The 25,811-nt window shown below is 71.7% G+C and carries 29 protein-coding genes and 1 pseudogene; 14 read left to right on the plus strand and 16 right to left on the minus strand.

The window, feature by feature from the left end; genetic code table 11:
- Window positions 1–23 precede the first annotated feature (23 nt).
- Entirely contained in the window at window positions 24–770 is a 747-nt protein-coding gene (locus AB0J76_RS01155) for a nucleotidyltransferase domain-containing protein (protein ID WP_364388363.1), read from the plus strand.
- 100 nt (window positions 771–870) lie between these two features.
- Window positions 871–1,509, plus strand: a complete 639-nt coding sequence (locus AB0J76_RS01160; RefSeq protein ID WP_364388366.1) for a maleylpyruvate isomerase N-terminal domain-containing protein — start codon at window positions 871–873, stop codon at window positions 1,507–1,509.
- A 13-nt stretch (window positions 1,510–1,522) separates the two neighbouring features.
- Here the strand turns inward: AB0J76_RS01160 and AB0J76_RS01165 are convergent, their stop codons facing one another.
- Window positions 1,523–2,092, minus strand: a complete 570-nt coding sequence (locus AB0J76_RS01165) for a TetR/AcrR family transcriptional regulator (RefSeq protein WP_364388369.1) — start codon at window positions 2,090–2,092, stop codon at window positions 1,523–1,525.
- A 73-nt stretch (window positions 2,093–2,165) separates the two neighbouring features.
- On the opposite strand from AB0J76_RS01165, the gene AB0J76_RS01170 reads away from it, so the two are divergent.
- Window positions 2,166–3,341 carry an FAD-dependent monooxygenase gene (locus tag AB0J76_RS01170; RefSeq protein ID WP_352325943.1) on the plus strand — a complete coding sequence of 392 codons (1,176 nt, stop codon included), beginning with the start codon at window positions 2,166–2,168 and terminating at the stop codon, window positions 3,339–3,341.
- Between the two features lie 60 nt (window positions 3,342–3,401).
- A complete protein-coding gene (locus AB0J76_RS01175) occupies window positions 3,402–4,226 on the plus strand; it encodes an NAD(P)H-binding protein (protein ID WP_352325942.1) in 825 nt (274 codons plus the stop codon).
- 1 nt (window position 4,227) lies between these two features.
- On the opposite strand, the gene AB0J76_RS01180 is transcribed toward AB0J76_RS01175, so the two are convergent.
- Genes AB0J76_RS01180 through AB0J76_RS01200 form a run of 5 tightly spaced genes read right to left on the minus strand, consistent with a single transcriptional unit; the run spans window position 4,228 to window position 9,956 of the window.
- Window positions 4,228–5,232, minus strand: coding sequence for an ABC transporter ATP-binding protein (locus AB0J76_RS01180; protein WP_352325941.1), 1,005 nt, complete (start codon window positions 5,230–5,232; stop codon window positions 4,228–4,230).
- Entirely contained in the window at window positions 5,229–6,209 is a 981-nt protein-coding gene (locus AB0J76_RS01185; protein WP_352325940.1) for an ABC transporter ATP-binding protein, read from the minus strand. The genes AB0J76_RS01180 and AB0J76_RS01185 overlap by 4 nt, the downstream gene beginning before the upstream one ends.
- Window positions 6,206–7,087, minus strand: a complete 882-nt coding sequence (locus AB0J76_RS01190) for an ABC transporter permease (RefSeq protein WP_352325939.1) — start codon at window positions 7,085–7,087, stop codon at window positions 6,206–6,208. The genes AB0J76_RS01185 and AB0J76_RS01190 overlap by 4 nt, the downstream gene beginning before the upstream one ends.
- Window positions 7,084–8,139 carry an ABC transporter permease gene (locus AB0J76_RS01195; protein WP_352325938.1) on the minus strand — a complete coding sequence of 352 codons (1,056 nt, stop codon included), beginning with the start codon at window positions 8,137–8,139 and terminating at the stop codon, window positions 7,084–7,086. The genes AB0J76_RS01190 and AB0J76_RS01195 overlap by 4 nt, the downstream gene beginning before the upstream one ends.
- Window positions 8,136–9,956 (minus strand): ABC transporter substrate-binding protein, encoded by a 1,821-nt coding sequence (locus AB0J76_RS01200; RefSeq protein ID WP_352325937.1) that lies wholly within the window; start codon window positions 9,954–9,956, stop codon window positions 8,136–8,138. The genes AB0J76_RS01195 and AB0J76_RS01200 overlap by 4 nt, the downstream gene beginning before the upstream one ends.
- A 146-nt stretch (window positions 9,957–10,102) precedes the next feature.
- On the opposite strand from AB0J76_RS01200, the gene AB0J76_RS01205 reads away from it, so the two are divergent.
- Entirely contained in the window at window positions 10,103–10,453 is a 351-nt protein-coding gene (locus AB0J76_RS01205; protein WP_352325935.1) for a DUF2809 domain-containing protein, read from the plus strand.
- A 4-nt stretch (window positions 10,454–10,457) separates the two neighbouring features.
- Here AB0J76_RS01205 and AB0J76_RS01210 read toward each other — a convergent pair whose 3' ends face one another.
- On the minus strand, window positions 10,458–10,718 hold the full coding sequence (locus AB0J76_RS01210; protein ID WP_352325934.1) for a heavy-metal-associated domain-containing protein: 261 nt from the start codon (window positions 10,716–10,718) through the stop codon (window positions 10,458–10,460).
- A 109-nt stretch (window positions 10,719–10,827) separates the two neighbouring features.
- Between AB0J76_RS01210 and AB0J76_RS01215 the strand changes: the two genes are divergently transcribed.
- Window positions 10,828–11,373: a type 1 glutamine amidotransferase domain-containing protein gene (locus AB0J76_RS01215; RefSeq protein WP_352325933.1), complete on the plus strand. Its 546-nt coding sequence runs from the start codon at window positions 10,828–10,830 to the stop codon at window positions 11,371–11,373.
- Between the two features lie 24 nt (window positions 11,374–11,397).
- Here the strand turns inward: AB0J76_RS01215 and AB0J76_RS01220 are convergent, their stop codons facing one another.
- Entirely contained in the window at window positions 11,398–11,952 is a 555-nt protein-coding gene (locus tag AB0J76_RS01220; protein WP_352325932.1) for a helix-turn-helix domain-containing protein, read from the minus strand.
- A gap of 91 nt (window positions 11,953–12,043) precedes the next feature.
- Between AB0J76_RS01220 and AB0J76_RS01225 the strand changes: the two genes are divergently transcribed.
- From AB0J76_RS01225 to AB0J76_RS01240, 4 genes are all read left to right on the plus strand, one after another.
- Complete coding sequence (locus AB0J76_RS01225; RefSeq protein WP_352325931.1) at window positions 12,044–12,958, plus strand: zinc-binding dehydrogenase; 915 nt, start codon at window positions 12,044–12,046, stop codon at window positions 12,956–12,958.
- A gap of 97 nt (window positions 12,959–13,055) precedes the next feature.
- Window positions 13,056–14,585 (plus strand): amino acid permease, encoded by a 1,530-nt coding sequence (locus tag AB0J76_RS01230; protein ID WP_352325930.1) that lies wholly within the window; start codon window positions 13,056–13,058, stop codon window positions 14,583–14,585.
- Between the two features lie 117 nt (window positions 14,586–14,702).
- Entirely contained in the window at window positions 14,703–15,539 is an 837-nt protein-coding gene (locus AB0J76_RS01235) for an alpha/beta hydrolase (protein ID WP_352325929.1), read from the plus strand.
- A complete protein-coding gene (locus AB0J76_RS01240) occupies window positions 15,532–16,086 on the plus strand; it encodes a TetR/AcrR family transcriptional regulator (RefSeq protein ID WP_352325928.1) in 555 nt (184 codons plus the stop codon). Before AB0J76_RS01235 ends, AB0J76_RS01240 begins: the two co-directional genes overlap by 8 nt.
- 4 nt (window positions 16,087–16,090) lie before the next feature.
- Here the strand turns inward: AB0J76_RS01240 and lipB are convergent, their stop codons facing one another.
- Both lipB and AB0J76_RS01250 read right to left on the minus strand, forming a co-directional pair.
- On the minus strand, window positions 16,091–16,726 hold the full coding sequence (gene lipB, locus AB0J76_RS01245) for a lipoyl(octanoyl) transferase LipB (protein ID WP_352325926.1): 636 nt from the start codon (window positions 16,724–16,726) through the stop codon (window positions 16,091–16,093).
- Window positions 16,723–17,271, minus strand: a complete 549-nt coding sequence (locus AB0J76_RS01250) for a TetR/AcrR family transcriptional regulator C-terminal domain-containing protein (RefSeq protein WP_352325925.1) — start codon at window positions 17,269–17,271, stop codon at window positions 16,723–16,725. The genes lipB and AB0J76_RS01250 overlap by 4 nt, the downstream gene beginning before the upstream one ends.
- A gap of 67 nt (window positions 17,272–17,338) precedes the next feature.
- Between AB0J76_RS01250 and AB0J76_RS01255 the strand changes: the two are divergent.
- Window positions 17,339–18,691: pseudogene (locus AB0J76_RS01255) on the plus strand (FAD-dependent monooxygenase); the annotation flags it as partial.
- A gap of 21 nt (window positions 18,692–18,712) precedes the next feature.
- Here AB0J76_RS01255 and AB0J76_RS01260 read toward each other — a convergent pair.
- The 3 genes from AB0J76_RS01260 to AB0J76_RS01270 all read right to left on the minus strand — a co-directional run bounded on the left by AB0J76_RS01260 (window position 18,713) and on the right by AB0J76_RS01270 (window position 20,390).
- Window positions 18,713–18,901: a PspC domain-containing protein gene (locus tag AB0J76_RS01260; protein WP_352325923.1), complete on the minus strand. Its 189-nt coding sequence runs from the start codon at window positions 18,899–18,901 to the stop codon at window positions 18,713–18,715.
- Window positions 18,902–18,963: 62 nt separating this feature from the next.
- Window positions 18,964–19,473 (minus strand): HAD domain-containing protein, encoded by a 510-nt coding sequence (locus AB0J76_RS01265; protein WP_352325922.1) that lies wholly within the window; start codon window positions 19,471–19,473, stop codon window positions 18,964–18,966.
- Window positions 19,470–20,390, minus strand: coding sequence for an AraC family transcriptional regulator (locus AB0J76_RS01270; RefSeq protein WP_364388383.1), 921 nt, complete (start codon window positions 20,388–20,390; stop codon window positions 19,470–19,472). The genes AB0J76_RS01265 and AB0J76_RS01270 overlap by 4 nt, the downstream gene beginning before the upstream one ends.
- 75 nt (window positions 20,391–20,465) lie before the next feature.
- Between AB0J76_RS01270 and AB0J76_RS01275 the strand changes: the two genes are divergently transcribed.
- Both AB0J76_RS01275 and AB0J76_RS01280 read left to right on the plus strand, forming a co-directional pair.
- Window positions 20,466–21,278, plus strand: coding sequence for an NAD(P)H-binding protein (locus tag AB0J76_RS01275; protein ID WP_352321035.1), 813 nt, complete (start codon window positions 20,466–20,468; stop codon window positions 21,276–21,278).
- A gap of 109 nt (window positions 21,279–21,387) precedes the next feature.
- Entirely contained in the window at window positions 21,388–22,212 is an 825-nt protein-coding gene (locus tag AB0J76_RS01280; protein ID WP_352321033.1) for an undecaprenyl-diphosphate phosphatase, read from the plus strand.
- Here the strand turns inward: AB0J76_RS01280 and AB0J76_RS01285 are convergent.
- The gene (locus AB0J76_RS01285; RefSeq protein WP_352321031.1) at window positions 22,209–22,895 is read right to left on the minus strand and encodes a hypothetical protein; all 687 of its coding nucleotides are present in this window, start codon (window positions 22,893–22,895) and stop codon (window positions 22,209–22,211) included. The two genes, AB0J76_RS01280 and AB0J76_RS01285, sit on opposite strands and share 4 nt — an antisense overlap.
- Before the next feature lie 80 nt (window positions 22,896–22,975).
- Complete coding sequence (locus AB0J76_RS01290; RefSeq protein ID WP_352321030.1) at window positions 22,976–23,941, minus strand: hypothetical protein; 966 nt, start codon at window positions 23,939–23,941, stop codon at window positions 22,976–22,978.
- 70 nt (window positions 23,942–24,011) lie between these two features.
- Between AB0J76_RS01290 and AB0J76_RS01295 the strand changes: the two genes are divergently transcribed.
- Entirely contained in the window at window positions 24,012–24,626 is a 615-nt protein-coding gene (locus tag AB0J76_RS01295; RefSeq protein ID WP_352321028.1) for a TetR family transcriptional regulator, read from the plus strand.
- On the opposite strand, the gene AB0J76_RS01300 is transcribed toward AB0J76_RS01295, so the two are convergent.
- Window positions 24,575–25,726 (minus strand): MFS transporter, encoded by a 1,152-nt coding sequence (locus AB0J76_RS01300; RefSeq protein ID WP_352321026.1) that lies wholly within the window; start codon window positions 25,724–25,726, stop codon window positions 24,575–24,577. The genes AB0J76_RS01295 and AB0J76_RS01300 overlap by 52 nt on opposite strands.
- Window positions 25,727–25,811: the final 85 nt, after the last annotated feature.

Here is a 25,811-nt window from a genome sequence, read left to right on the forward strand (position 1 = left end):
GGGAATGGATCATAGTGGACATCATGCATGCGGCCACAGACGACCTGCTCCGACGGTTCCGAGACGGCGTGGGCGAGATCGTGCCCCTGGTGTCGCTGTGGGCGCACGGCTCGCTGGGCGCCGGCGACTACCAGCCGGGGCGCAGCGACCTCGACCTGATCGCGGTGGTCGAGACGCCGGTCACGATGGAGCAGTGGCGCCGGATCAAGGGGCTGCACCGCGGGCTCGGCCTGCCGCTCGCCGACCTCCTCCACTGCTCCTACCTGCCGCTGGAGGAGCTGGCCGACCCGCGGGTCGAGCACGTGACGTGGGCCCACGAGCAGATCTACCGCCGCCCGGTGACGGCGGTGACCCGCCGCGAGCTGCACACGGCCCCGCTCGTGCTGCACGGGCCGCCGCCCGCCGAGCTGCTGCCGGCCGTCTCCGACGCCGTGCTGGCCGACTTCGTCCGTACGGACCTGCGCGAGTACTGGCTGGACAAGACCCGAGGGCGGCGGCGCTGGCTGCGGGACGTCTGGGTGGACCTCGGCGTGCTGACCGTCGCCAGGGCCTCGGTCACGCTGCGGGAGGGCCGGTTGATCACCAAGCGGGAGGCCCTGGACGTGCTGGCCGGGATGGGCGCGCCGGAGGTCGTCCTGGCCGACGTGCGCGCCCGCCGGTACGGCACGCCGCGCCCGGCGCTGAGCCGCTTCAGAAGGGGCCGGCTGACCCGCGCCTTCGTCCGGTCGGCCATCGGGAAGGTGCTCGCGGAGGGCCCCGGCGAGACCTGAGCCCGCCCCCGTCTCATTGGACAGGACAGTCGCCCCCCGCGGATCGCCGGGGGATAGTCTTGGCCCCGAGTTACCACCTGAACCGGGGAAAGGGCGGCAAATGGGGGAGATCAGGCAGTCCTATCTGGTGGCCGCGTCGTCGGCGATGTCGCTGCTGCGTGACCCGGCCGTGCGGGCGGCGTGGGACAAGCCCAGCGCGCTGACCGAGTTCAGCGTCGCGGGCCTGGCCGGGCACCTGGCCCACCAGATCGTCAGGGTCACCGACGTGCTGGACTCCGGTGAGGAGCCCGGGGCGCCGATCCCGCTGATCGAGCACTACACGAGGTCGCCGTGGGTGCAGGCCGGCCTCGACCACGAGAGCAACGTCAGCGTCCGGGTGGGCGGCCAGGCGGCCGCCGCGGACGGGCACGCCGCGCTCGTCGAGCGCACGCAGGCGCTGCTGGACCGGCTGCTGGCCGAGCTGCCCGCCGAGCCGGCGGACCGGGTCGTGCGGCTGCCGTGGACCGGCTGGTCGCTGCGGCTCGACGACTTCCTGCTCACCAGGGTGATGGAGCTGGTCGTGCACTCCGACGACCTGGCCGCCAGCGTGGGCGTCGAGACGCCGGAGCTGCCGCCGTCGATCAACGAGCCGGTCGTGGAGCTGCTGGCCCGCCTGGCGGTGCACCGGCACGGCGCGACCGCCGTCATCCGCACCCTGAGCAGGGCCGAACGCGCCCCCGCCACGATAAGCGCCTTCTAGCCCCCGGCCCGTTTCACGACCCGGCCACCAGGCGCAGGGCCTCGGCCACCTCGCGCCCGGACAGCGCGCTGTCCGGGTCGAGCAGCCACTGCGCCAGGAACCCCGTCAGCATGGCCTGGTACAGCGAGCCCACCAGCCGGGCCCGCTCGGGGTCGGTCTCCGCCCGCACGTCCTGGAACAGCTCGGCGAGCCCCAGCCGCGCGCCCTTGATCGCCGGGACGAGCTGCTCGCGCAGCTCCGGCACGTGATCGATCTGCCCGAGCAGCTCAAGCTGGGTGACCCAGAGCGGCCGCAGCCGGTCGAACGACTCCACCACCCGGTCCCACGCCGCCTCGAACCGCTCCAGCGGTGAGGCGCCCTCCTCGGTGTCGGCGACGAGCGTGCGCGCCAGGTCGTCGCCCCATTCCTGCATCACCTCGAACAGCGCCTCGTTCATCAGCGCGTCCTTGGACTTGAAGTGGTAGCCGATGCCCGCGAGGCTCACGCCCGACGCGGTCGCGATGTCGCGCGCGGTGGTCCGCGAGTAGCCCTTCTCGATCAGGCAACGCTTCGCTCCGGCCAGCAGGTCTTCCCTGTTTCCCATGCCCAGACGTTAACACGAACGTCTGAAAACTTCGTCCTAGACAAATGTCTGAGACGCGTGTACCGTTCACGGCATGAAGAACGTCCTGATCTCCGGCGCGAGCATCGCCGGCACCTCGCTGGCCTACTGGCTGCGCCGCCACGGCTGCACCGTCACCGTCGTCGAGCGCGCTCCGGCCGTCCGCACCGGCGGCTACAAGGTCGACATCCGCGGCGCCGCCCTCGACGTGATCGGCCGCATGGGCCTGCTGGAGGCGGTCACCGCCCGCAGCACCGGCATGCGCGTCGCCACCCACTACGACCGCAAGGGCCGCGCACTGGCCACCATGGACGCCGACCTGTTCGGCGGCCGCGCGGGCGACGACGTCGAGATCATGCGCGGCGACCTCAACGAGCTCCTGTACGACCTCACCCGCGACGACGCCGAATACCTCTTCGGCGACTCCGTCACCGCCGTCTCCGACGACGGCCTGGTCACCTTCGAGCACGCCGCGCCGCGCCGGTTCGACCTGATCGTCGGCGCGGACGGCATGCGGTCCAACATCCGCAGGATCGTGTTCGGGCCGGACGCCCGGTTCGTCCGCGACCTGGGCTACTACGTCTCGATCAGCACCGTCCCCAACACCCTGGGCCTGGACCGCGAGGAGGCCGTGCACGCCGCCCCCGGCCGCACCGCCAACGTCTACAGCACCCGCCAGGACGGCGCCGCCAAGGCGCTGTTCATGTGGTCCTCCCAACCGCTGTCCTACGACCACCGCGACACCGGCCGCCAGAAGGACCTGCTGGCCGAGGCCATGGCGGGGGTCGAGTGGGAGGTGCCGGCGCTGCTCGGCGCGGTGCGCGCCGCCGACGACTTCTACTTCGACTCGGTCAGCCAGGTGCACATGGACAGCTGGTCGAAGGGCCGGGTCGTGCTGCTCGGGGACGCCGCCTACTGCGCCTCGCCGGCCTCCGGGCAGGGCACGAGCCTGGCGATCGTGGGCGCGTACGTGCTGGCGGGCGAGCTGGCCGAGGGCGGCGGCGCGGCGGGCTACGAGCGGGAGATGCGGGAATTCGTCCGGGTCAACCAGGAGCTCGGGCCGGTGAACGTGAGGGGCATGGTGATGGGTTCACGGCTGGCGCTGTGGTTCCAGCTCAGGATGCTCAAGCTGCTGCCGTACCTGCCGGGCAAGGAGAAGGTCGTGGAGCGGGTCGCCGGGGCGATCCACCGGGCGGCCGTGGCGATCCGGCTCAAGAACTACTCGGAATGAAGCGTTCCGTTCTGCTATAGTAAGAGCAGAACGTTCCGTTCCGAAAGAAGTGGGGTTCACATGACCATCCTCGTCACCGGTGCCACCGGGACCGTCGGCCGCCTCGTCGTCGAGGAGCTCCTCCAGGCCGGCCGGCAGGTCCGCGCGCTGACCAGGAACCCCGCCAAGGCCGCACTCCCCGAGGGCGTCGAGGTCGTCGGCGGCGATCTCGCCGAGCCGGCCTCCCTGGCCGCCGCCTTCGAGGGCGTCACCGGGGTGCACTTCATCAACTTCGCCGGCGACGACTACACCCCGCTGCCCGACGGCGCCGGGCTCGCCGAGCTGGCCGTCAAGGCGGGCGTGCGCCGGGTCACCGTGCTCGGCGGCCGCGAGGACGGCGAGCTGGAGCAGGCGCTGGCCGCCGCCGACCTGGAGTGGACGCTGCTCCACCCGGTCGAGTTCATGGCCAACACGCTCCAGTGGTGGGCGCACACGATCAGGACGGAAGGCGTCATCAAGGAGCCGTTCGGCGACCGGCTGAGCGCTCTGGTGCACGAGCGCGACATCGCCGCGGTGGCCGCGAAGGTGCTGACCGAGGGCGGCCACGGCGGCCGGACGTACGTGCTGACCGGCCCCCGCGCGATCACCCTGCGCGAGAAGGTGGCCGTCCTGGCCGAGGCCGTCGGCAGGGACGTCGGGTTCGTCGAGCTCACCGTGGACGAGGCGCGGGCCAAGTGGCGCGCCGACGGCATGGGCGAGCAGACCATCGAGTTCCTGGTCGGCGCGCTGGGCAACACGCCGGAGGTCGGCTACACGGTCGTCCCGACCGTCCGGGAGATCACCGGCCGGGACGCGCGTGACTTCGCCGAGTGGGCGCGCGAGCACGCCGACGCGTTCCGCGGATGAGCTACCCGGTGACCGCCGCGTAGTGGCAGGCGGCCTGGGCGTCGGGGACCGCGGGCAGGATGCTCAGCGCCTGCGACCGGCAGGCCGCGTCCACGCCCGCCTCCGCCGCGCGGCCGGAGGCCAGCACGTGACAGCGGGGATGGAACCGGCAACCACCCGGCACCCTGGTCGGGTCCGGCGGCTCGCCGGACAGCACGATCCGCTCGGGCGACTCCGGCAACACCGACATCAGCGCCTGCGTGTACGGGTGCCGCGGCGCCGTCAGCACCTGCTCCACCGGCCCCGACTCGACGATGCGCCCGAGGTACATGACCGCGACCCGGTCGGCGATGTTCCAGGCCAGGCCGAGGTCATGGGTGACGACCAGGGCCGACAGGCCGAGGTCGGTCTTGAGCTTGAGCATCAGCGCCAGGATCTCGCCGCGCACGGAGGCGTCGAGCGAGGCCACGGGCTCGTCGGCGATCAGCACCTTCGGGTCGAGGGCGAGCGCGCCGGCGATCACGACCCGCTGCCGCTGCCCGCCGGACAGCTCGTGCGGGTAACGCAGGAAGAAGCGCTCGGGCGGTCGCAGCCCGGCCCTGGACAGGGCCGAGGCCACGATCTCCGCCTCGCCGGGCAGGCGGTGGATGCGCGGCCCCTCGGCGACCGCCTCGTAGACGGTCTGGCGGGGGTTGAGCGAGCCCATCGGGTCCTGCAGGACGAGCTGGACCTGGCGGCGGTAGGACCTGAGCGCCTTGGAGCCGTAGTCCAGCGCGTTGCCGTCGTAGCGGACCTCGCCGGACGTGGGACGTTCGAGGCCGAGCAGCGTGCGGGCCAGCGTGGTCTTGCCGCAGCCCGACTCGCCGACCAGGGCCACGATCTCGCCCTGGCCGATCGCCAGGTTGACGCCGTCGACGGCGCGGGCGCTGCGGCCCCGCGAGGAGAACGCGACGTGCAGGTCACGGGCCTCCAGCAGCGCGCCCTTGCCCGTCGAGACGGTCTCGGCCGCGGTCTGCGTCTCGGTCATGAAGCCTCGACCTCCTCCTTGGAGCGTACGTGCACGCACGCCGCGGCGTGGCGGGGACCGGCGGGCCACAGCTCGACGTCGAGGCCCGCGCATTCGTCCAGCGCGACCGGGCAGCGCGGGTGGAACGCGCAGCCGGTCGGGAGCTGCATCGGGTCCGGCGGGTCGCCGCCGAGCCCCTTGGGGGCCAGCCGCGAGACCGGGTCGCCCACGGTGGGGAACGCGGCCGCCAGCGCCCGGCTGTAGGGGTGGCGGGCGTCGCGGAACACCTCGCGGGAGGGGCCGTGCTCGACCACCCGCCCGGCGTACATGACCGCGAGCTGGTCGCAGACGTCGGCCAGGACCGACAGGTCGTGCGAGATCATGATCAAGGAGATGCCGTGCTCGGCGATCAGTTCCTTGATCAGCGTCAGGACCTGCGCCTGGACCATCACGTCGAGCGCGGTGGTGGGCTCGTCGGCGATGATCAGTCGGGGCGAGCAGGCCAGCGCCATCGCGATCATCACGCGCTGCCGCTGACCGCCGGACAGCTCGTGCGGGTAGCTGCGGGCCCGCCAGGCGGGCAGGCCGACCTGTTCGAGCAGCTCGCCGACGCGCTTGCGGGCGCCGTCCGGCTTGGCCAAGCCGTGGACGAGCAGCGGCTCGGCGATCTGCTCGCCGATCCGGCGCACGGGGTTGAGGCCGTGCTGCGCGCCCTGGAACACGATCGAGGCCTCGGCCCAGCGCACGGCCCGCATGCGCCCCCACTTCATGGTGAGGACGTCATCGCCGTCGAGCAGGATCCGGCCGCCGACGCGCGTGCTCTTGGGCAGGAGCCGGAGCAGCGCCATGGCCAGCGTCGACTTGCCGGATCCCGACTCGCCGGCGACCCCGAGCGCCGCTCCGGGGTCGAGGGTCAGCGACACGCCGCGCACCGCGGGCACCTCGCCCGACGCGATGCGGTAGGTCACCGACAGGTCGTCCAGTTCGAGGAGACTCATGCCGCCCTCCTGAGCCTTGGGTTCAGCACGGCCTCCAGCGCCCGTCCGACGAGGGTGAACGCCATGACGACCACGAGGATGGCCAGACCGGGGAGGATGATGTACCACCACGCGCCCTCGTTGGCCGCGCCGTAGTCGTAGGAGCCGCGCAGCATGGTGCCCCACGACGTCTTGTTCGCGCTGGCGCCGAGGAAGGCCAGCGTGGACTCGGTGACGATCGCGCTGGCCACCTCCAGCGTCGTGCTGGCCAGCAGCAGCGGCGCCACGTTGGGCAGCACGTGCCGGGTGGTGATGTGCCAGTGGCCGCCGCCGAGCGCCTTGGAGCGTTCGATGTAGGGCCGGGCCTCGACGGCGAAGGTCTGCGCCCTGATCAGCCGGGCCGTGGACGGCCAGGTGGTGACCCCGATCGCCATGATGATGGTGAACGTGCTGCCGCCGAGGATGGCCGCCAGCACCAGCGCGGTCACCAGCGAGGGCAGCACCAGGAACCAGTCGGTGATCCGCATCAGCGCGCCGCCGAGCCAGCCGCCGAAGTGCCCTGCGGCGATGCCGATGACCATGCCGATCACGATGCTGAGCAGCGCGGCGAGGAAGCCGATGAGCAGCGAGGCGCGCGAGCCCCACCAGATCATCAGCAGGATCGACCGGCCCGACTCGTCGGTGCCGAAGGGAAAGTCCAGGCCGGGGGCCTGGAACTTCTCGCCCGGCGCGTCGATGACGCTCGTCACGCCCTCGTCGATGAACAGCGGCGCGACCAGCGCCAGCACCACGGCCACCAGCAGGACGACCATCCCGGCCACCCCGGCGCGGTGCCTGCGGAAGTCGGTCCAGAAGTTGGTCAGCGCCTGCCGCCTGCGCGTGGCAGCGACACTCGTCATGCCGACCTCACCCTCGGGTCGAGAACGTGGTAGAGCAGGTCGGCCAGCGTGTTCATGAGGATCACGGCCACGGTGATGAGCATGAACGTGCCCTGCATGAGCGTGAAGTCGGGCACCCGCACCGCCCGGTAGAACAGCTGCCCGAGGCCCGGCCAGGTGTAGATCGTCTCCACGGTGACCGCGCCGCCGACCACGAAGCCGATGCGCATGAAGACCAGCGTCACCGTGGGCAGCAGGGCGTTGGGCACCGCGTGGCGGCGGCGTACCTCGTCGTCGCGCAGGCCCTTGGCGCGGGCCACGGTGACGTAGTCCTGGCTGACCTCCTCCAGCAACGACGACCGCATGACCAGCAGGTACTGGGCGTAGATCACCGCCACCAGGGTCAGGCACGGCAGCACCATGTGCGAGGCCACGTCGAGCAGGTAGGCGAACCCGTCGGGCGCGTCGACGCTCTCGATGCCGCGGAAGGGCAGGATGCCGGGGATCGGGCCGATGCCCACGCCCAGCACCATCATCAGCAGCAGGCCGAGCCAGAACGTCGGCACCGACCACAACACCAGCGACAGGCCGGTGGAGAAGCGGTCGAACCGGCTCCCCCGCTGCCATCCGGCCCTGGTGCCCTGCCAGATGCCCAGGCTGACCGCGATGACCAGACCGGTCCCGGCCAGCAGCAGCGTCGGGCCGATGCGCTCGCCGATGAGGTCGAGCACCGGCCGCTTGTACTCGTACGACGTGCCCAGGTCGAGCCTGAGCGTCTTGCCGACGAAGTCGAAGAACTGGTCGAGCACCGGCTTGTCGAGACCGAGCCGGTGACGTTCCAGGTCGAGCTGCGCCGGGGTCATGTTGCGGCCCTGCGCCAGGTTCCGCACCGGATCGCCGGGCAGCAGGCGGAAGACGAAGAACGTCCCGACGATCACCGCGGCGATGCTGAACAGCGCCCCGCCGACCTTCGACAACGCGTACCTCAGCGTGCCGCGGCGGGCGGGGCTGTCCTCACCAGGGCCCGCCGCCTGGACGGCGGCGGGCTCTGCTGCTTCGAGCGGTGTGGTCATTCGCGCTCGTCCGCGGCGCTCTTGCGCCGCCTGGTCAGGAAGAAGGCCACGAGGCCGATGACCACCACGCCGCCGACCACGCCGACGATGAGGCCGGTGTTGGAGCCGGACTCGCCGCCCGCGCCGGAGCCGCCGGCCGCGGACGCCTTGACGTCGGCCGTGTAGAACGGCCAGTAGCCGCTGCCGCCGTACAGCAGGCCCTTGTCCTCGGGGATCGGGGTGATGCTGGTGATGCGGTCCTTGCGGTAACCCTCGAGGTCGTTGGGGTAGTAGATCGCGATGACGGGGGCGTCGGTGTAGAGCCGCTGCTCCATCTGCTTGATCAGCTCGGCGCGCTTGGGCCGGTCGAGCTCCTTGAGCTGCTCCTGGTAGAGCTTCTCGAAGGTCGGGTCGCAGTAGAACGACTCGGTGCCGCCGCCCTCGCCGCCCGGCGCCGGCCTGCGGCTGCACAGGTGGGTGGCCAGGATCTCCTCGGGGTCGGGGTTGACCGACCAGCCGCTGATCGCGATGTCGAACAGCGCCGTGACGCCGGTCTCCTCGGTGAACTTGCTGGAGTCCAGCTTCTGGGTGGTCAGCGTGACGCCGATCTCCTTGAAGAAACCGGTCAGGTACTCGGCGAGCTTGTCCTCGATCGGCGTGTCGGTGTGGATGCTGAAGCGGAACTCCAGCTTGCGCTTGCCGTCGGGCATCGTGCGGACGCCGTCGGCGCCCTTCTTGTAGCCGGCGTCGTCGAGGATCTTGTTCGCCTTGGCCACGTCGTAGGTGACCTTCTCCTCGCCCGTGGCCTCCCAGAAGAAGTCCTTGTACATGGGCGGGATGATCGAGCCGTCGGCCGGCTTGGCCAGACCGCCCTGCACCTCGTCGACCAGCTTCTGCTTGTCGATGGCGAAGTGGATCGCCTGGCGCACCTTCGGGTCCTTCAGCGCCGGGTGACCGTCGCCGATGGGCTTGTTGTCGGTGGTGGTGGCGCCGTGGTTGATCTGCAGGTACGCGGCCCGGCGGCCCTGGGTGTTCCACGCCTCGATGTTCGGGTCGTTCTCGATGGCCTGGAACTCCGGCGGCGTCATGCGGCCGAGCAGGTCGATGTCGCCCTTCTTGAGCCCGGCGATGGCGGCCTGCGGGTTGTCGTAGAAGATGAACTGGAGCTCGTCGATCTTCGGCTTGCCCCGCCAGTAGTTGGGGTTGGCCTTCAGCTTGACGTACTGGTCCTTCTTGTGCTCGACCGCGATGAACGGGCCGCTGCCGACGGTGGGGTACGTGTCCCCCTCGTAGTTGGCCATGTCGGTGACCTTCTCCCACACATGCTTGGGCATGATCGGGACCGGGTTCTCCAGCATGGACGCCTGCGGCGCCTTGGTCTTGATGATCAGGTCCTGGCCGTTGGCGGTGACGCTCGCGAAGTTCTCCACGGCGGGGCCGTTGGCCGTCTTGGCCGCCTCGTCCGTCATCATCTTGTTGAACGTCCAGGCGGCGTCCTCGGCCGTGACCGGCTGGCCGTCGGACCACTTGGTGTTACGGATCTTGAACGTCCAGGTGAGCCCGTCGTCGGACGTCGTCCACGACTCGGCCAGGTCGGGGCTGGGCTGGAGCGTCTTGGAGTCAGGGACGGTGAGGAAGCCGTACATCGTGCGCTGGATCGCGGTGGAGACCAGCCGGACCGCCAGGAACGGGTTCATGTGGTCCATCGCCTGGGTGGCGCCGACGCGTAGGACCTTCTTCCCCGCCGCAGGTTCCTGGGCCTGGGCCGCCGTGGCGCCTTGGCCGGCCACTAACAGCGCTACGCCCAGCACAGCCAGGCGTGCGAACCATTTCCTCATGATGCCTCACCTTCAGGCGGGGGATTCCTGTGTAGATGAAGGCACACCATACGGAGACCGCGTGTCAACGAGTGGCGGAAAATTGTTTCATTCTCGTTTCCTTTTGCGGTGTAAATTTTCAGTAGGCTTGGCGCTACCGTGATCACGTGCCCCGCCTGCCCGTTCTCCTCGCCGCCGTCGCGACCGTCGTGGCCGGGCTCGCCGTCCGGGGGCTGTGGGACGGGCCCGTGCCCAAATACGCGGGCGACGCGCTCTACACCGCGCTGATCTACGCGCTCGTCGTGCTGGCGCTGCCGCGGGTGCGGCCATGGGTCGCCGCCGTGGGGTCGGGCGGGCTGAGCTGGGCGATCGAGTTCGCCCAGCTCGGTGAGATCCCGGCAGTCCTGCGGCCACTGCTGGGCAGCACCTTCAACCCGCCCGACCTGCTCTGGTACGCCGTCGGCGCGGCCGCCGCGTGCGCCGCGCACACCCTGTGGGCCCGGCGCCGATCCCGCTGAGAGGTCAGTGGCAGCCGCCCGAGCCGCAGCACGAGCCGGCCTGCGGCAGCAGCTCCCGGCCGCCGCCCAGCTCGTAGCCGGCCTCGACGACGGCCGACTCGATGACGGCCTGGTCGATCGGCGCGCTGCTGGTCACGACCATCTCCTTGGCCGCGAGGTCGACCTCGACGGCCTGGACCCCGTCGACCTTGCCGACCTCGGCCCGCACCGAGCTGACGCAATGGCCACAGGTCATGCCCTCGACCTGGTACGCGGTGATCACCATGCCCGAACTCCTCTTCTCTCGGCTTCGCGCCTCACACTATACCCCCCAGGGGTAAATGTGCATACTTCCTCGATGTCCGGAAAGGGGAGGGGAAAACGAAGGGACAGTCATGGTGAACGGCAAGACCATCGCGTTCCTGGTCGCTCCGGAAGGGGTCGAGCAGGTGGAGCTCACCGAGCCGTGGAAGGCGGTCAAGCAGGCGGGCGGCACGCCCAAGCTGGTCTCCACGTCCTCGGGACAGATCCAGGCGTTCAACCATCTGGACAAGGCCGACACCTTCCCCGTGGACGCCACGGTGGACGACGCCGACCCCGGCGACTTCGACGCCCTGCTGCTTCCCGGCGGCGTCGCCAACCCCGACTTCCTGCGCACGGTGCCGGAGGCCGTCCGGTTCGCGCGGGCCTTCTTCGACGCCGGCAAGCCGGTGGCCGCCATCTGCCACGCCCCCTGGACGCTGGTCGAGGCGGACGTCGTGCGCGGGCGTACGCTCACGTCCTGGCCGAGCCTGCAGACCGACCTGCGCAACGCCGGCGCGACCTGGAAGGACCAGGAGGTCGTGGTCTGCACGGACGGCCCGAACACCCTGGTCACCAGCCGCAAACCGGACGACCTCAAGGCCTTCTGCCAGGCCGTCACGGACGCCTTCTCGGCATAGCCCGACATACCGCCTTCGGCGGCCTCAGCCGCGCAGCAGGGCCTCGGCGACGCCGCGCACCGAGGCTCTGAGCCGGTCGGCGCCGCCCTCGGCCATCACGTGCCGGGCGAGGTCGGCGTCGAACGAGGCCAGCAGCGTGTGGGCGGCGAACTCGGCGTCGAGCCCCGGCGCGGCCGCCGCGACCAGCGCCGTCACGTGGGCGTGCCACCGCAGGTAGGTGGGGTCGCGGTATTTGTCGGCCGCGCAGGCCCGTTCGTGCGCGGCGAACAGCGCCAGGTTGCGCTCGGCCAGCCCGGCCAGCTCGTCCAGGAACGCGAGCAGCCGCTCCCGCGGCGGCGCCCCGGGCCCGAGCGGCGAGCCGGGCGACTCGATGGCCTCGGCCAGGGCGGCGGCGCGCTCGGCCAGCAACTCCTGGAACAGCCCGGTCCTGCTGCCGAAGCGGCGGAACAGCGTGCCCTTGCCCACCCCGGCCGCCGCGGCCACCCGGTCGAGCGAGATGTGCTCGGCGCCGTGGGCGTCCAGGAGCTCTTCTGCGGCCCGCAGGATCGCCTCCCTGTTGCGGGTCGCGTCTGATCGCACCAAGGCCCCTCCTTGCAAGCGGACTGTCGGTCCCCATAGTATCCCGCAATGAAGCGGACCGCCGGTCCGCATGGTTGCGGGAGGACTTCGTATGCGCGCACTGGTGGTCGGCCCGGGGGCCGTGGGGCGGCTCGCCGACGTCCCCGAGCCCGTTCCGGGGGCCGGGCAGGCACTCGTCGAGGTGCGGCGGACGTCGGTCAACTTCAGCGAGCTGCGGCACATGGACCGCCTGCCGGAGGGCGTCGTGCTCGGCTACGACGCCGCCGGGGTGGTGCTGCGGCCCGCCGCCGACGGCACGGGCCCGGCCGAGGGCGCGCGGGTGGCGGCGTTCGGGGCGGGGGCGTGGGCCGAACGGGCGGCGTTCGACACCGGCTCGCTCGCCGTGGTGCCCGACGGGGTGGACCTGGCGGTGGCCGCCGCCCTGCCGATGTCCGGCCTGTCCGCGCTGCGCTCACTGCGCGCGGCCGGCGTCTCACTCGGATCGCGCGTGCTGGTGACGGGCGCGTCCGGCTCGGTCGGGAGGCTGGCCGTGCGGCTCGCCAGACTGGCCGGGGCCCACGTCGTCGCCTCGGTGAGCTCCCCCGGCCGCGCCCCGGCTTTCGGCCCGGACGTGCACGTCGTGACCAGCCTGGACGGCGTGGCCCCCGTGGACGTCGTGATCGAGCTGGTCGGCGGCCCGGCCCTGGTGGCCGCCTGGGGCCTGCTCAAGCCGGGCGGCAACCTCCAGAGCGTCGGCTGGGCCGGCGGGCAGCCGGCCGTCTTCCCGCCCGGCTCCACCTTCTCCCTCGGCCCCGCCCGCTCGATGAACTCCTTCGGCGACGTCGCCTCCCCCGGCCCCGACCTGGCCTTCCTGCTCGGCCTCGTGGCCGCGGGCCACCTGACCGTCGAGATCGGCCGGCGCGTGCCGTGGGACCGCCTGGACGAGGCCGCCGCGGCCCAGCTCGACCGCACGGTCACGGGCAAGGTCGTGCTCGACGTCGGCCCGGCGGGACACGTTCTCTCCTGACCACATCGAAACTCATCTGTCACGCCTTGTCCCTCGGGAAGAAATGGTCTAGACCTAGACCAAACAGAGCGTCCTCCGCGCCCCCCAGGGAGACCTCATGTCACTCGAAGAGGATTCCAGGCGACTCGCCGAGCTCGGCTACAAGCAGGAGCTGGCCCGGACCTGGAGCGGCTTCTCCAACTTCGCGATCTCCTTCTCCATCATCTCGATCCTCGCCGGCTGCTTCACGACCTTCGGGCAGGCCTGGAACAACGGCGGCCCCATCGCCATCTCGTGGGGCTGGCCGCTGATCTCCGCGTTCATCCTGATCATCGGTTTCTGCATGTCGGAGCTGGTCTCGGCGTTCCCCACGGCGGGCGGCATCTACTGGTGGGCCGCCACCATGGGCAAGCCGGTCCACGGCTGGTTCACCGGCTGGCTCAACCTGATCGGCCTCATCGCGGTCACCGCGTCGGTCGACTACGGCTGCGCCACGTTCCTCAACATCACGATCAGCCGCCTGACCGGCGGCGCGTGGGAGGGGACGCTCCCCCAGGCGTTCCTGCTGTTCGTGATCATCCTCATCCTGCACGCGCTGATCAACATCTTCAGCCACCGGCTCATCTCGCTGCTGCAGAACATCAGCGTGTGGTGGCACGTCGCGGGCGCGGTCGTCATCGTGGCGATCCTGGTCTTCGCGCCGTCCGAGCACCAGTCGCTCGGCTTCGTGTTCGGCGGCACGATCAACAACTCCGGCTTCGGCGACGGCGAGAGCGGCGTGCCCTTCTGGCTGTACGTGCTCCCGCTCGGCTTCCTGCTCACCCAGTACACGATCACCGGGTTCGACGCCTGCGCCCACGTGTCGGAGGAGACCCAGGGCGCGGCCAGGACGGCCGCCCGCGGCCTGTGGCAGTCGATCTTCTACTCGGCGATCGGCGGCTGGGTCCTGCTGCTGGCCTTCCTGTTCGCCGCGACCAACGTGGACGAGATCAACAAGCAGTCCGGCTTCGTCGGCGCCATCTTCGAGACCGCGCTCTCCTCCCCGCTGGCCACCGCGATCTTCGCGATCTCCACGATCGGCCAGTTCTTCTGCGGGATGAGCTGCGTGACCTCGATGTCGCGCATGACGTACGCGTTCTCGCGGGACGGCGCGGTGCCCGGCTGGCGGCTGTGGTCGAAGGTGGACCGCAACCGCACCCCGGTCAACGCGATCCTGGCCGGCTGCCTCATCGCCGCCCTGATCACCCTGCCCGCCCTGTACGCCCCGGCCGGATCGACGACCCCGGTCGCCTTCTACGCCGTCGTGTCGATCGCGGTCATCGGCCTCTACCTGGCGTTCCTCATCCCGATCTGGCTGCGCCTGCGCATGGGCGACGCCTTCCGCCCCGGCCCGTGGACGCTCGGCCGCAAGTACCGGGTGCTGGGCTGGATCGCCTGCGTCGAGATCGTCATCGTGTCGATCTACTTCATCATGCCGTTCTCCCCGGCCGGCGTGCCGGGCAACAAGGACTTCACCTGGACGTCGGTCAACTACGCGCCGATCGCGGTCGGCGTCGTGCTGATCGGCATCTGGTTGTGGTGGAGCCTGTCGGCCAGGCACTGGTTCACCGGCCCGCGCCGCACGATCGACGAGGTGCCGATCTCCTGACCACCCCTGTGGGCGGGCACGGCCGATCCCGGCCGTGCCCGCCTTTTCGCTGCTTGACACCCGTTGGCTAAAGGGTTTAGCTTTAGGGCTATAAGAGTTAGCCGAGAGGGGTTGGACATGACGGAGTTCCTGACGGTCGAGGGTGGACAGCTCGCCTACGACGTGACCGGCGAAGGGCCGCTGATGGTGCTGGCGCACGGCATGGGCGTCGGACGGCAGTCGTTCAGGTTCCTGGTGCCCGAGCTGGTGGCGGCGGGCTTCCGGGTGGCGACCCCCGACCTGCGCGGCCACGGCGAGTCCAGCCGCGACTGGCCCTCCTACACCCGCGCCGACGTCGCGGGCGACCTGCTCGCGCTGGTCCGCCACCTGGGCGGCCCGGCGGTGCTGGTGGGCCACTCGTTCGCGGGCGGGGCCGTCACGATCGCCGCCGCGCAGGCGCCCGAGCTGGTCAGCGCCGTGGTGGAGGTCGGCCCGTTCACCCGGGTGCAGAAGATCGACAGCGGCGGCCTGCTGCGCAACGCCCACCACCGCAAGGGGGCCATGCTGCTGCTCGGCGCGGCGCTCCTGCGCAGCGTCGGGCTGTGGAAGAAGTACCTCGACCACGCCATGCCCGGCGTCAGGCCCGCCGACCACGCCGAGCACGTCGCGGCGCTCGAAGCCGACCTGCGCCGGCCGGGCCGGATGGCCGTGGTCTCCAAGATGGGCCAGGTCCCCCCTGCCGACGCCGGCGCGCGGCTCCCCGACCTGACCCGTGACGTGCTGGTCGTGATGGGCACCCTCGACCCCGACTGGGCCGACCCGCGCGCCGAGGCGGAGGGCATCGTGGCGGCCATGCCCGCCGGGCGCGGCCGGATCGCCATGATCGAGGGCGCGGGCCACTACCCGCACGCCCAGTTCCCGGCCCAGGTGGCCGCCGAGGTGCTGGCGTTCGCCAAGGAGCGCGTCCGTGCCTAGGGCCGCGTTGTCGAAGGACACGGTCGTCGACCTGGCGGTGCGCGCGGTGGACGAGGGCGGGCCCGAGGCCCTGACCCTCTCGGCGCTGGCGGCCCGCGCCGGGGTCGCGACGCCGTCGCTGTACAAGCACGTGCGCAACCTGGCCGAGCTGCGCGAGCTGCTGTCGGCGCGGATCACCGACGAGATCTCCGGCGAACTGGCCCAGGCGGTGCTGGGCCGCTCCCGCGACGAGGCCGTCGGCGCGCTCATGGACGCCTGGCGCGCCTACGTCACCCGCCACCCGCACCGCTACGCGATGGTCATCCAGCAGCCGCACCCCGGCATGCGGGAGTCGGGCGAGCGCCTGATGGACATCATGCTCGCGGCGCTGCGCGGCTACGGGCTGGAGGGCTCCGACGCCATCCACGCGGCCCGCTGCCTGCGCGCGACGGCGCACGGGTTCGCGGTGCTGGAGGCGTCGGGCGGGTTCGGCCTTCCCGAGCTGCTCGACGACAGCTACGACCTGCTCAAGCACATGGTCGTGGCCGGGCTGACCACTCCCCGCTGAGAGCTCAGGACGCCTCGAAGGGGGCGGCCACAGCGGGCCGCACGTCCTGCATGGTGATGTCGCCCAGCTCGCGCTTGAGCGAGGTCATGTCCACGTCGGGCATGCCGCAGGCCACCGCCCAGTTCCAGGGCGTGAGGTCGCCGTCGACGTTGAGCGCGAACCCGTGGCTGGTGACGCCCCTGCTCTGGCGCATGCCGATCGAGATGATCTTGCGGCCGGTCGCGGACGTCCAGACGCCGGTCAGCAGCTCCGAGCCCGGCGGGGTGTCGCGCCGCTCGGCGGGCAGGCCGAGCTTGCCCAGCGCCTCGACCAGGCGCAGCTCCACCTCCCGCACGTAGTCGACGATGCCCTCGTCCTCGCCCAGCTTGACGATGAGATAGCCCACGAGCTGGCCGGGGCCGTGGTAGGTGAGCTGCCCGCCGCGCCCGGTCTCCAGCACGGGGATGCCGCGCGCCGGGTCGGGCAGGTGCTCGGCGGGGGTGCGCCGGCCGACGGTGTAGACGGGCGGGTGGCTGAGCAGCCAGAGCGTGTCCGGCCGTTCGTCCCGCTGGCGCTGCCCGACGAGGTCGGTCATGCGCTCCATCGCCGTGTCGTAGTCGACCAGATCGTCCTGGAGAAGTGTCAGCGGCCTTGCCCTCATCCTTCGAGGATAAGACGCATCCCGGACACCAGCGCACGCAGCCCGAACTCGAAGTCGCCGTCGGGGTCCTCCTCCGGCCGCGCGTCGAGCGGCACGGCCGGGCCGCGCTCGTCGATCGCCGAGCCGAGGGCGAACCTGCCGACCGCGATCAGCGCCCTGACCGCCTGCTCGCCGGTGAACCCCGCCTCGGTCAGCGGCCTGATGAGCGCCGGGAGCTCGGCCAGCCGGCGCGGCGTGGGCCGGGACCCGGCGTGCACGAGCGCGCCGTCCCGGTACGACAGCAGCGCGGCGCGGATCACCCGGCCGCGGGACATGAGCCAGTTGTCCCATTCCTGCCCCGGCTCGGGCACGTCGAGACGCTCCAGCGGGTCGGCGAGCATCTCCTCGGCCATCTCGTCGAGCAGCTCCTGCTTGTTCTTGAAGTGCCAGTAGAGGGCCGGCTGCTTCACGCCCAGCTCGTCGGCCAGCCTGCGGGTGGTCAGCCCGTCGATGCCCACCTCGTTGAGCAGGCGCAGGGCCGCGCGTACCGCCGTCCGTCGTTCCACGCTTGACAACTTATCAAGGATAAGGCTTTATCGATGATAAGCATTTATCGTTGATAAGGAGACGTGGATGGACGTCGTCATCGCCGGAGCCGGCCCGGTCGGGCTGATGCTGGCCTGCGAGCTGCGCCTGCGCGGCGTGCGCACGCTCGTGCTCGACCGGCTCGCCGCCCCCACCGGCCTGTCCAGGGCGCTCAACCTGCACCCCCGCTCGGTCGACACCTTCGCCATGCGCGGGCTGCTCGACCGGCTCGGCGACGCGCCCCGCCTGGACCTGCAGCACTTCGCCGGCCTGCGGGTGCTCGACCTGACGGCCACGCGGACCCCGCACCCGTACGGGCTGCTGGTGCCGCAGTCGCGGGTGGAGGAGATCCTGGAGGCGCGGGCGCTGGAGCTGGGCGCGGAGATCGTCCGGGGGCGGGCGGTAACCGGCCTGACGGAGGACGGTTCGGGCGTGACGGTCGAGACCGGCGACGGCACGGCGTACCGGGCGGGCTGGCTCGTGGGCTGCGACGGCGGCCGGAGCACGGTGCGCAAGCTGGCCGGGATCGCCTTCCCCGGCACCCCCGCCAGCCTGGCCGCCTACGTCGGCGACGTCACGGTGACCGGCGGCACGCCGACCGGCTGGGTGCGCACCGGCCACGGCCTGTGCCAGTGGCCGTTCGTCCGGCCCGACGGCACGACCAGGATCCTGACCGTCGACCACGGCCGGGTGCACGCGGACAGGGACGCCCCCGTGACGATCGAGGAGTTCGCGGCCAGCGTGCGCCGGCACCTCGGGGACGCCGCCCCCGAGATCACCGGGGCGACCTGGCTGTCCCGCTTCTCCGACGCGGCCAGGCAGGCCGAGCGCTACCGGGCCGGCCGGGTGTTCCTGGCCGGCGACGCGGCCCACGTGCACATGCCGTTCGGCGGCCAGGGGATGAACACCGGCCTCCAGGACGCCGTCAACCTGGGCTGGAAACTGGCCCTGGCGGTGCGCGGGACGGCCCCGGCCGGGCTGCTCGACAGCTACCACGCCGAACGGCATCCGGTGGCCGCCGCCGTCCTGGCCAACACCCTGCAACAGGTCGAGCTGGCCGCGCCGGACGCCGGGACGACCCGGTTGCGCGACCTGTTCGCCCAGCTCATGACCGTCCCCGAGGCCAACAGGATGCTGGCCGAGGACGTGAGCGCGGTGTCGGTGCGGTACGCGCCGGGCCCGAACCCGCTCGTCGGCGCCTTCATGCCCGAGAGCCTGCGCCTGGACGACGGGCGCGGACTGCTCGTCACCTCCGACCCGGCCCTGCTCGCCGCGGGGGCGCGCTGGGCCGACCGGGTGGACGTGCTGCCCGGCGACCGCGGGCTGCTGGTGCGGCCCGACGGTTACGTGGCCTGGGCCGAACCCTGCGCGGAGCCCGCCGAGGCGGCGCTCACGCGGTGGTTCGGCGAGCCGGCGGGCGCGTCAGTGGGAGTAGCCCCTCGGCTCCTCCGGGACGAGGATCCACATGGCGACGTAGACCACCCAGAGCGGGCCGGGGATGAGCGACAGCAGCAGCCAGAGGATGCGGACGAGGGTCGGGGGCAGGCCCATCTTGTCGGCGAGCCCGCCGCAGACGCCGGCCAGAATCCTGTGCTCCCTTGAGCGGTACATGCTGTTCCTCCGTGTCGTGATGACCTACCGGTAAAACGGCCAGCAGTGCCGCCGATATCCCGCTAGGGACCCTGAGAAAACCCTGTAAGGGTCAGCCACTGATGAGCCATGCCCAGATGTTCCCTGGTCAGTCCATGTCTGGGATCGACGTGGATCAACAGGAAATTCTCCAGACCCTGATCGACCCTGAGGTACTGCTCGTCCTGCGCCCACACCTGGTCGTCGAACCACACGAACGGCCGCCGCCCGGCGTACGCGGCGACGTGCGGCGTCTTGAACATCTCGCCGTGCTCGGTCCTGGGCCGCTCGGGGCCCATGGTGACGACCGGGAGCGTGGGCAGGCCGATCCTGGGAGAGATCCACTCGTTGGCGTGCTGCTCCCAGGTGGTGGCCCAGACCAGCTCGGCGCCCGTGGTCAGGGCCAGGTCGAGCAGCCGGCGGCCGTGGCGGGGGTTGAGGTGCACGGTGTAGACGTCGGTGCCGATCGTGCAGCGGTAGCGCCGGAAGTCGGGTGTGGGGCGGCCCATCGGGTTGAGCACGCCGTCGACGTCGAGCAGCAGCAGGGGTTTCACCTCGCCGCTCCGGCCCGGTGCTCCTGGGGGCTGACGCCGCGTACGCGCTTGAAGGCCGCGCTGAGCGCGAACGGGCTGCCGTAGCCGACCTTCCTGGCCACCGAGCCGATCGTGGCGTCGGGCTCGCGCAGCAGGTCGGCGGCGAGCGCGAGCCGCCAGTCGGTGAGGAAGGACATCGGCGGCTCCCCCACCAGGTCGGTGAACCGCCTGGCCAGCGCCGCCCTGGAGACCCCCACCTCGGCGGCGAGGGCGGCGACCGTCCAGGGGTGGGCGGGGTTGTTGTGCAACATCCGCATCGCCCTGCCCACGATCGGGTCGCCCATCGCGCGGTACCAGGCGGGCGCCTCGTGGGTGGCGAACCATGACCGCAGCACGGCGATCAGCAGCAGGTCGAGCAGCCGGTCGAGCACCGCGGACTGGCCCGGGTCGTCCTTGACGATCTCGGCGCCGAGCAGCGCGATGACCGGCCCGCCGGGCTGCACGAGGAGCTGGGGCAGCGCGTCGAGCAGGCGCCTGCTGACCTCGCCCTCCAGCGTGTAGGTGCCGGTGATCAGCACGGTGCCGCCCGCCGGGTCGTTGCCCCAGGTGCGCACGCCGAGGTCCATCGACTGGTACAACGACTCGCCGTCGACGGTGGTGCAGCGCTGGCCGGGGTGGATGACGATCTGCGGCGCGGTGCCGGGGGCGTCGGCCACCACGTACGGCTCCGGCCCCCGCAGGATGGCGACCTGCCCCGGTTCGAGGCGGGCCGGCTCGCCCTCGTCCGGCAGCACCCACGCCTCACCGGACACCAGGGCCACCAGCGTGAGCGGGGCCTCGTCCTGGATGCGCATCGACCACGGCGGGTCGAGGATGGACCGGAGCAGGAAGGCGCTCCGCGCTCTCGGTCCGTCGAGCAGTGCCGCGAGCTGATCCATGGGCTAGACGATCGCATATGCCAACGCGCTTCTCAACCATGGAGAGTCTTATGGGTATGACGGCTTACTGGATGCATGACGATTCTGGTTCTGGGCGGAACCGGCAAGACCGGCCGCCGTGTCGCTGACCGGCTCACCTCTCTCGGCCTTCCCGTGCGGATCGGCTCCCGCTCGGCCACGCCGTCCTTCGACTGGGCGGACCGCTCGACCTGGGCCGCCGCGCTCGACGGCGTCGAGTCCGTGTACGTGTCCTACTACCCCGACCTGGCGTTGCCCGGCGCGTACGAGGACGTCAGGGAGCTCACCCGGCTCGCCGTGGACGCCGGGGTGCGGCGGCTGGTGCTGCTGTCGGGCCGCGGCGAGCCGGGCGCGGAGGCGAGCGAGCGGACCGTGCGGGAGTCCGGCCTCGACTGGACGATCGTGCGCTGCGGCTGGTTCATGCAGAACTTCAGCGAGGGCTTCCTGCTCGGCCAGGTCCTCGACGGCGTGCTGGCGATCCCGGTGCCCGACGTGCCCGAGCCGTTCGTGGACGCCGACGACATCGCCGACGTGGCCGTCGCCGCGCTCACCGAGGACGGCCACGCGGGCCGCCTGTACGAGCTCACCGGCCCGAGGCTGCTGACGTTCGCCGACGCGGCGGCCGAGCTGTCGAAGGCCACGGGCCGCACGATCACCTCGATCGAGGTCACGCCGCAGGAGTACGTGGCCGGGGCCGTGGCGGCGGGCGTGCCGATCGCCGAGGCCGAGGGCCTGACCGGGCTGTTCACCGAGGTGCTCGACGGCCGCAACGCCCACGTGGCGGACGGCGTCCGGGAGGCGCTCGGCCGTCCGGCCCGCGACTTCGCCGACTACGCCAGGGCGAACGCCGCGGCGTGGGCCGCACGCTGAGGGCGGGCCGGCTCTCCCCCGGCCCGCTCAACCTGCTGGCCGGGCAACTGCGCGGCCCCCGTTTCCGCTAACCTCACCCTGGTCACTCCCGTAACCGGAAGGTGTAGTCGTGATCGGCTGGCTCGAAGCGGTGGTGCTGGGGCTCGTCCAGGGGCTCACGGAGTTCCTGCCGATCTCCTCCAGCGCCCACATCCGTGTGGTCTCGGCCTTCTTCGGCTGGCAGGACCCGGGGGCGGCCTTCACGGCGGTCATCCAGCTCGGCACCGAGGCCGCGGTGCTCATCTACTTCCGCAAGGAACTGTGGGAGATCATCTCCACCTGGGTCCGCTCGCTGTTCGACCGGGAGCTGCGCGGCCACTGGGCGGCCCGCATGGGCTGGTACGTCATCGTCGGCACGCTCCCGATCGGCGTGCTGGGCCTGGTGTTCAAGGACCAGATCGAGACCGTCTTCCGCGACCTGCGGCTGGTGGGCACGACGCTGATCGTCTTCGGCTGCATCCTGTGGTTCGCCGACCGCACCGCGCGCAACAAGCTCACGCTGGAGAAGCACCTCAGCTTCACCCACGCCATCGTCTACGGCTTCGCGCAGGCGCTGGCCCTCATCCCGGGCGTCTCCCGCTCGGGCGGCACGATCACGGCCGGCCTGCTGCTCGACTACCGCCGCGAGGACGCCGCCAAATACTCGTTCCTGCTGGCCATCCCCGCCGTGCTGGCCTCGGGGGCGTTCGAGCTGAAGGACATCGGCGAGGGGCAGGCCCCCGCGTGGGGGCCCACCATCCTGGCGACGCTGATCTCGTTCGCCGTCGGCTACGCGGCGGTGGCCTGGTTCCTGAAGTACATCAGCACCCACCGGTTCACCGCGTTCGTGATCTACCGCATCGTGCTGGGTTTCTTCGTCATCCTGGCGGTCACCCTGGGCTGGATCCCGGCCTAGGCCGACACGGCCGTCCGGTCGAGGGCGGGCGAGGGGTAGTAGGCCGCCCACGCCTCGTCGCCCATGCGCAGCACTTTCAGGCCGGTCCAGCCGAGGCCGATGACGGGCAGGGCCCAGAACAGCACGGTCACGGGGCCGTACTCGATGGGGAAGGAGACGACGTACCCGACGAAGACCAGCAGCGGCACCCACCAGCCGACGAACCCGGCCCGCCACACCGCGACGACCAGCAGCGGCAGGCCCAGCACGGCGAAGAACATCCACGGCATCTGGAAGCCGAAGATCACGCCGGGCAGGTTCAGCATCTCGTCGAGGATCTTCTGCGCCTGCTCCGGCGGGTTGTGCCGGCCCAGCCACCACTCGACGGGGTCGATCATCAGCAGGGCCGACGTCGAGATGTAGCCGATGGCCGTCGCCGCCCCGGCGATGTGGCCGAGCACAGTGGCCTTGCGCCTGGTGAGGTGCACCAGGGCGACGGCCGCCAGGCCCATGAGCATCCAGCTCCAGTGGTAGAGCGCCGACTCCGCCTGGGCCAGCGCGGGGTTGTCGCCGTAGCTGACCGCCTCGCGGGAGTCGCCCCACGTGCCGGGGTCGATGACGACGGCCACGAGCTGCAGGAGCGGGGCCGCGATGAGCAACGTGCCCGCCGCGACGCGGCGGAAGGTCACCTGGTTCCTGAACATGGCGGCGACGGTACGTGCCGCCGCCGCCACCCGTCGTCCGCCTGCGGGGCGACCGCAGGTCACCTCCGAGGCGGAGAAGATCAGACCACCACCGGCGCGCGCGGGGCGGCGGGGGCCGGCTGCGCCCGGCGTCCGGGCAGGGCGAGCAGGACCAGGCCGAGCAGCGCCCACAGGGCCAGCACCCCGACCGGCGTCCACAGGGCGGCCCCGCCGAAGAACACCGTGTTGCGCACCGCCTCGGCGGCCGGGCCCACGGGCAGGACGCGGCCGACGGCGGCGTACCACTCGGGGATGTAGCGGGCGCCGAGCGGCCCGCCGCTCGCCGGGAGCCCGATCGGGACGAACAGCAGCGCCGCCACCCCGACCCCCGGCGTGCCGATGACCTTGACCAGCCCCGCGACCACCAGGCCGACCGCCAGCGCGATGCCCGACGAGACCGCCACCAGCGGGACGAAGCTGCCCGGCAGCGCGCCGAACACCACGTCGGCCAGCCACGCGACGGCCGTGCCCGCCACCAGCGAGCCCGCGGCCAGCACGCCCGCCCGCGCCGCCACGCCCAGTCCCGGCGCGACCCGGGCGAGCAGCACGGCCAGCGCGATCCCCGGCAGGAGCACGCTGAGCACGTAGAACATGCCGGCAATGCCGCCGGCGTCACCGGGCGGCAGCGGGACGGCGTCCTCGACCTTCAGCGTGCGGCCCTGCGCCTGCGCGGCCCCCTGGAAGGCGGCGGTGATCACCGTGGCGCCGGTGCGGCCGCCCGCGCTCGCCACCACCAGCCTGCCCTGCCCCGGGACGAGCACGGCGTCCACCTCCCGCTCCAGCAGCGCGGCCCGCGCTGCCTCGGCGGACCCGTACGGGCTCAGCGTGAACGCCCCCGGCCGCCGCCCGTCGATGCCGCTCTGGAGCTGCCGCACCTGCTCGGCGGGCGCGACGACGGCGACGGGCACGCCGTGCGGTTCCGGCGCGTGGAAGGCCCCGAGGAACGACCCGGCGAACACCATCCCCAGCAGCGCGACCCCGACCACGAGGCCAATGATCCTGCACATTTTCACCACCTGATGACTTCATCGATGTTGAATTTGAGGGTAGATGAATTCCACGTGGTTGAATAGCCCCATGGCCGAGGAACGCGGAAGACGACCGGGAAACCCGCAGACCAGGCAGGAGATCCTGGAGGCGGCGATGGAGTCCTTCGCCGCCCACGGCTACGGCGGCACCACCATCAGGGCCGTGGCGCGGGCCGCGGGCGTCGATCCGGCGCTGGTGATGCACTTCTTCGGCAACAAAGACGGCCTGTTCGAGGCCGCGATCAAGGCCAGCATGCCGGTCGCGCTGATGGTCGGCGCCCTCGACGGCGACGCGTCGGGCATCGGCGAGCGGCTGGTGACCCGCTACCTGGAGTTGTGGGAGGATCCGCGGCACGGCCCCCGGCTCTCGGCCGTGCTGCACGCGGCCGCGGCCACCCCGGCGACGGCCGCGCTGCTGAAGGAACTGCTCGGCCGGGAGCTGCTCGCCCCGATCGCCCGCCGACTGCCCGGCGCCCAGCCCGAGGTCCGCGCGCTGCTGGCGGCCTCGCAGCTGCTCGGCCTGGCGATGATCCGCTACCTGCTCCGGCTCGACCCGCTGGCCTCGCTGCCCGCCGGCCAGGTCGCGGCCCTGATCGCGCCCAACGTCCAGCGTTACCTGACGGGCACGCTCTCGCTCGACGAGATCGCCGCCGCCCGGGGGTAGGTCGCCAGGGTGAACAGCAGCGCCGCCACGCCGAGCCCGGTGGCCAGCACGACCACCCCGGCCCGGCCGTAGGCGTCCAGGGCCACGCCGCCCGCGATGCCGGCCGCGAACAGGCCGACGTACTGGGCGGACGACAGCAGGCCGAGCCCGATGGGCACGTTGTCCGGCACCGCGGCCACCGTCCTGAACTGCTGGGCCGGCGCGACCAGCCAGCCGAGCGCGCCCCACAAGAGCGCCCAGACCAGCGCGATCGGCAGGGCCAGGTTCGCGACGGGGATCAGGGCCAGGAAGACCGTGGAGGCGGCCAGGCCGATCAGCACCATCCGGCGCGGCCCGTAGGCGTCGGTGAGGCGCCCGCCGAGCTGGTTGCCCACGATGCCGCCGAGCCCCCACGCCCACAACACGGCCGGCAGCGGCAGGTCGAACAGCGACCCGATGTAGGTGTAGGCGGTGAACCCGGCGCCGAACATCAGCAGCTGGGTGACCAGCACCACCAGCACCCGCCGGTCGGCCAGCGGCGCGAAGCGCTCGCCGAGCCGTCCCGACACGGCGACCCGGACGTCCGGCACGAGCGCCGCCACCCCGGCGAAGCCGATCACGCCCAGCCCGACGACCAGCCACATCGTCGCCCGCCAGCCGGAGACCGAGCCCAGCCAGGTGCCCAGCGGCACGCCGACGGCCGAGGAGACGCTCAGCCCGCCCATCACCAGCGCCAGCGCCCGGCCGCGCCGCTCGGGCGAGGTCAGCGCGTTGGCCACGCCCGAGGCGGTCGGCGTGAACATCGCCGCGCCGGCCGCGGCCACCACCCGCGTGGCCATGACCAGCGCGTACGTCGGAGCCAGCGCGGTCAGCACGTTGCCCGCGACGAACACGGCCAGCGCCAGCAGCAGCAGCCGCTTGCGCGACAGGCGGGCGGTGAACGCGGCCAGCAACGGGGACAGCAGCGCGTACGCCAGCGCGAACACGGTCATGAGCTGCCCGGCGGCGGACGTGGAGATCCCGAGGTCCGCGGAGATGGGGGTGAGCAGCCCGGCGGTGACGAACATGCCAGTACCGATGGCGAAATTTCCGGCAGCAAGGGGATAGAGCCGGGAACTCATGGAACCTCCAGCCAATTAGTTGGACGGGCATCAAACTGTCATTACAGTTGGATAGTTGTCAAACAATCAGAGCGAGGTAGGGTGC

This window comes from Nonomuraea sp. NPDC049624, assembly GCF_040675255.1.
Lineage (GTDB): Bacteria > Actinomycetota > Actinomycetes > Streptosporangiales > Streptosporangiaceae > Nonomuraea.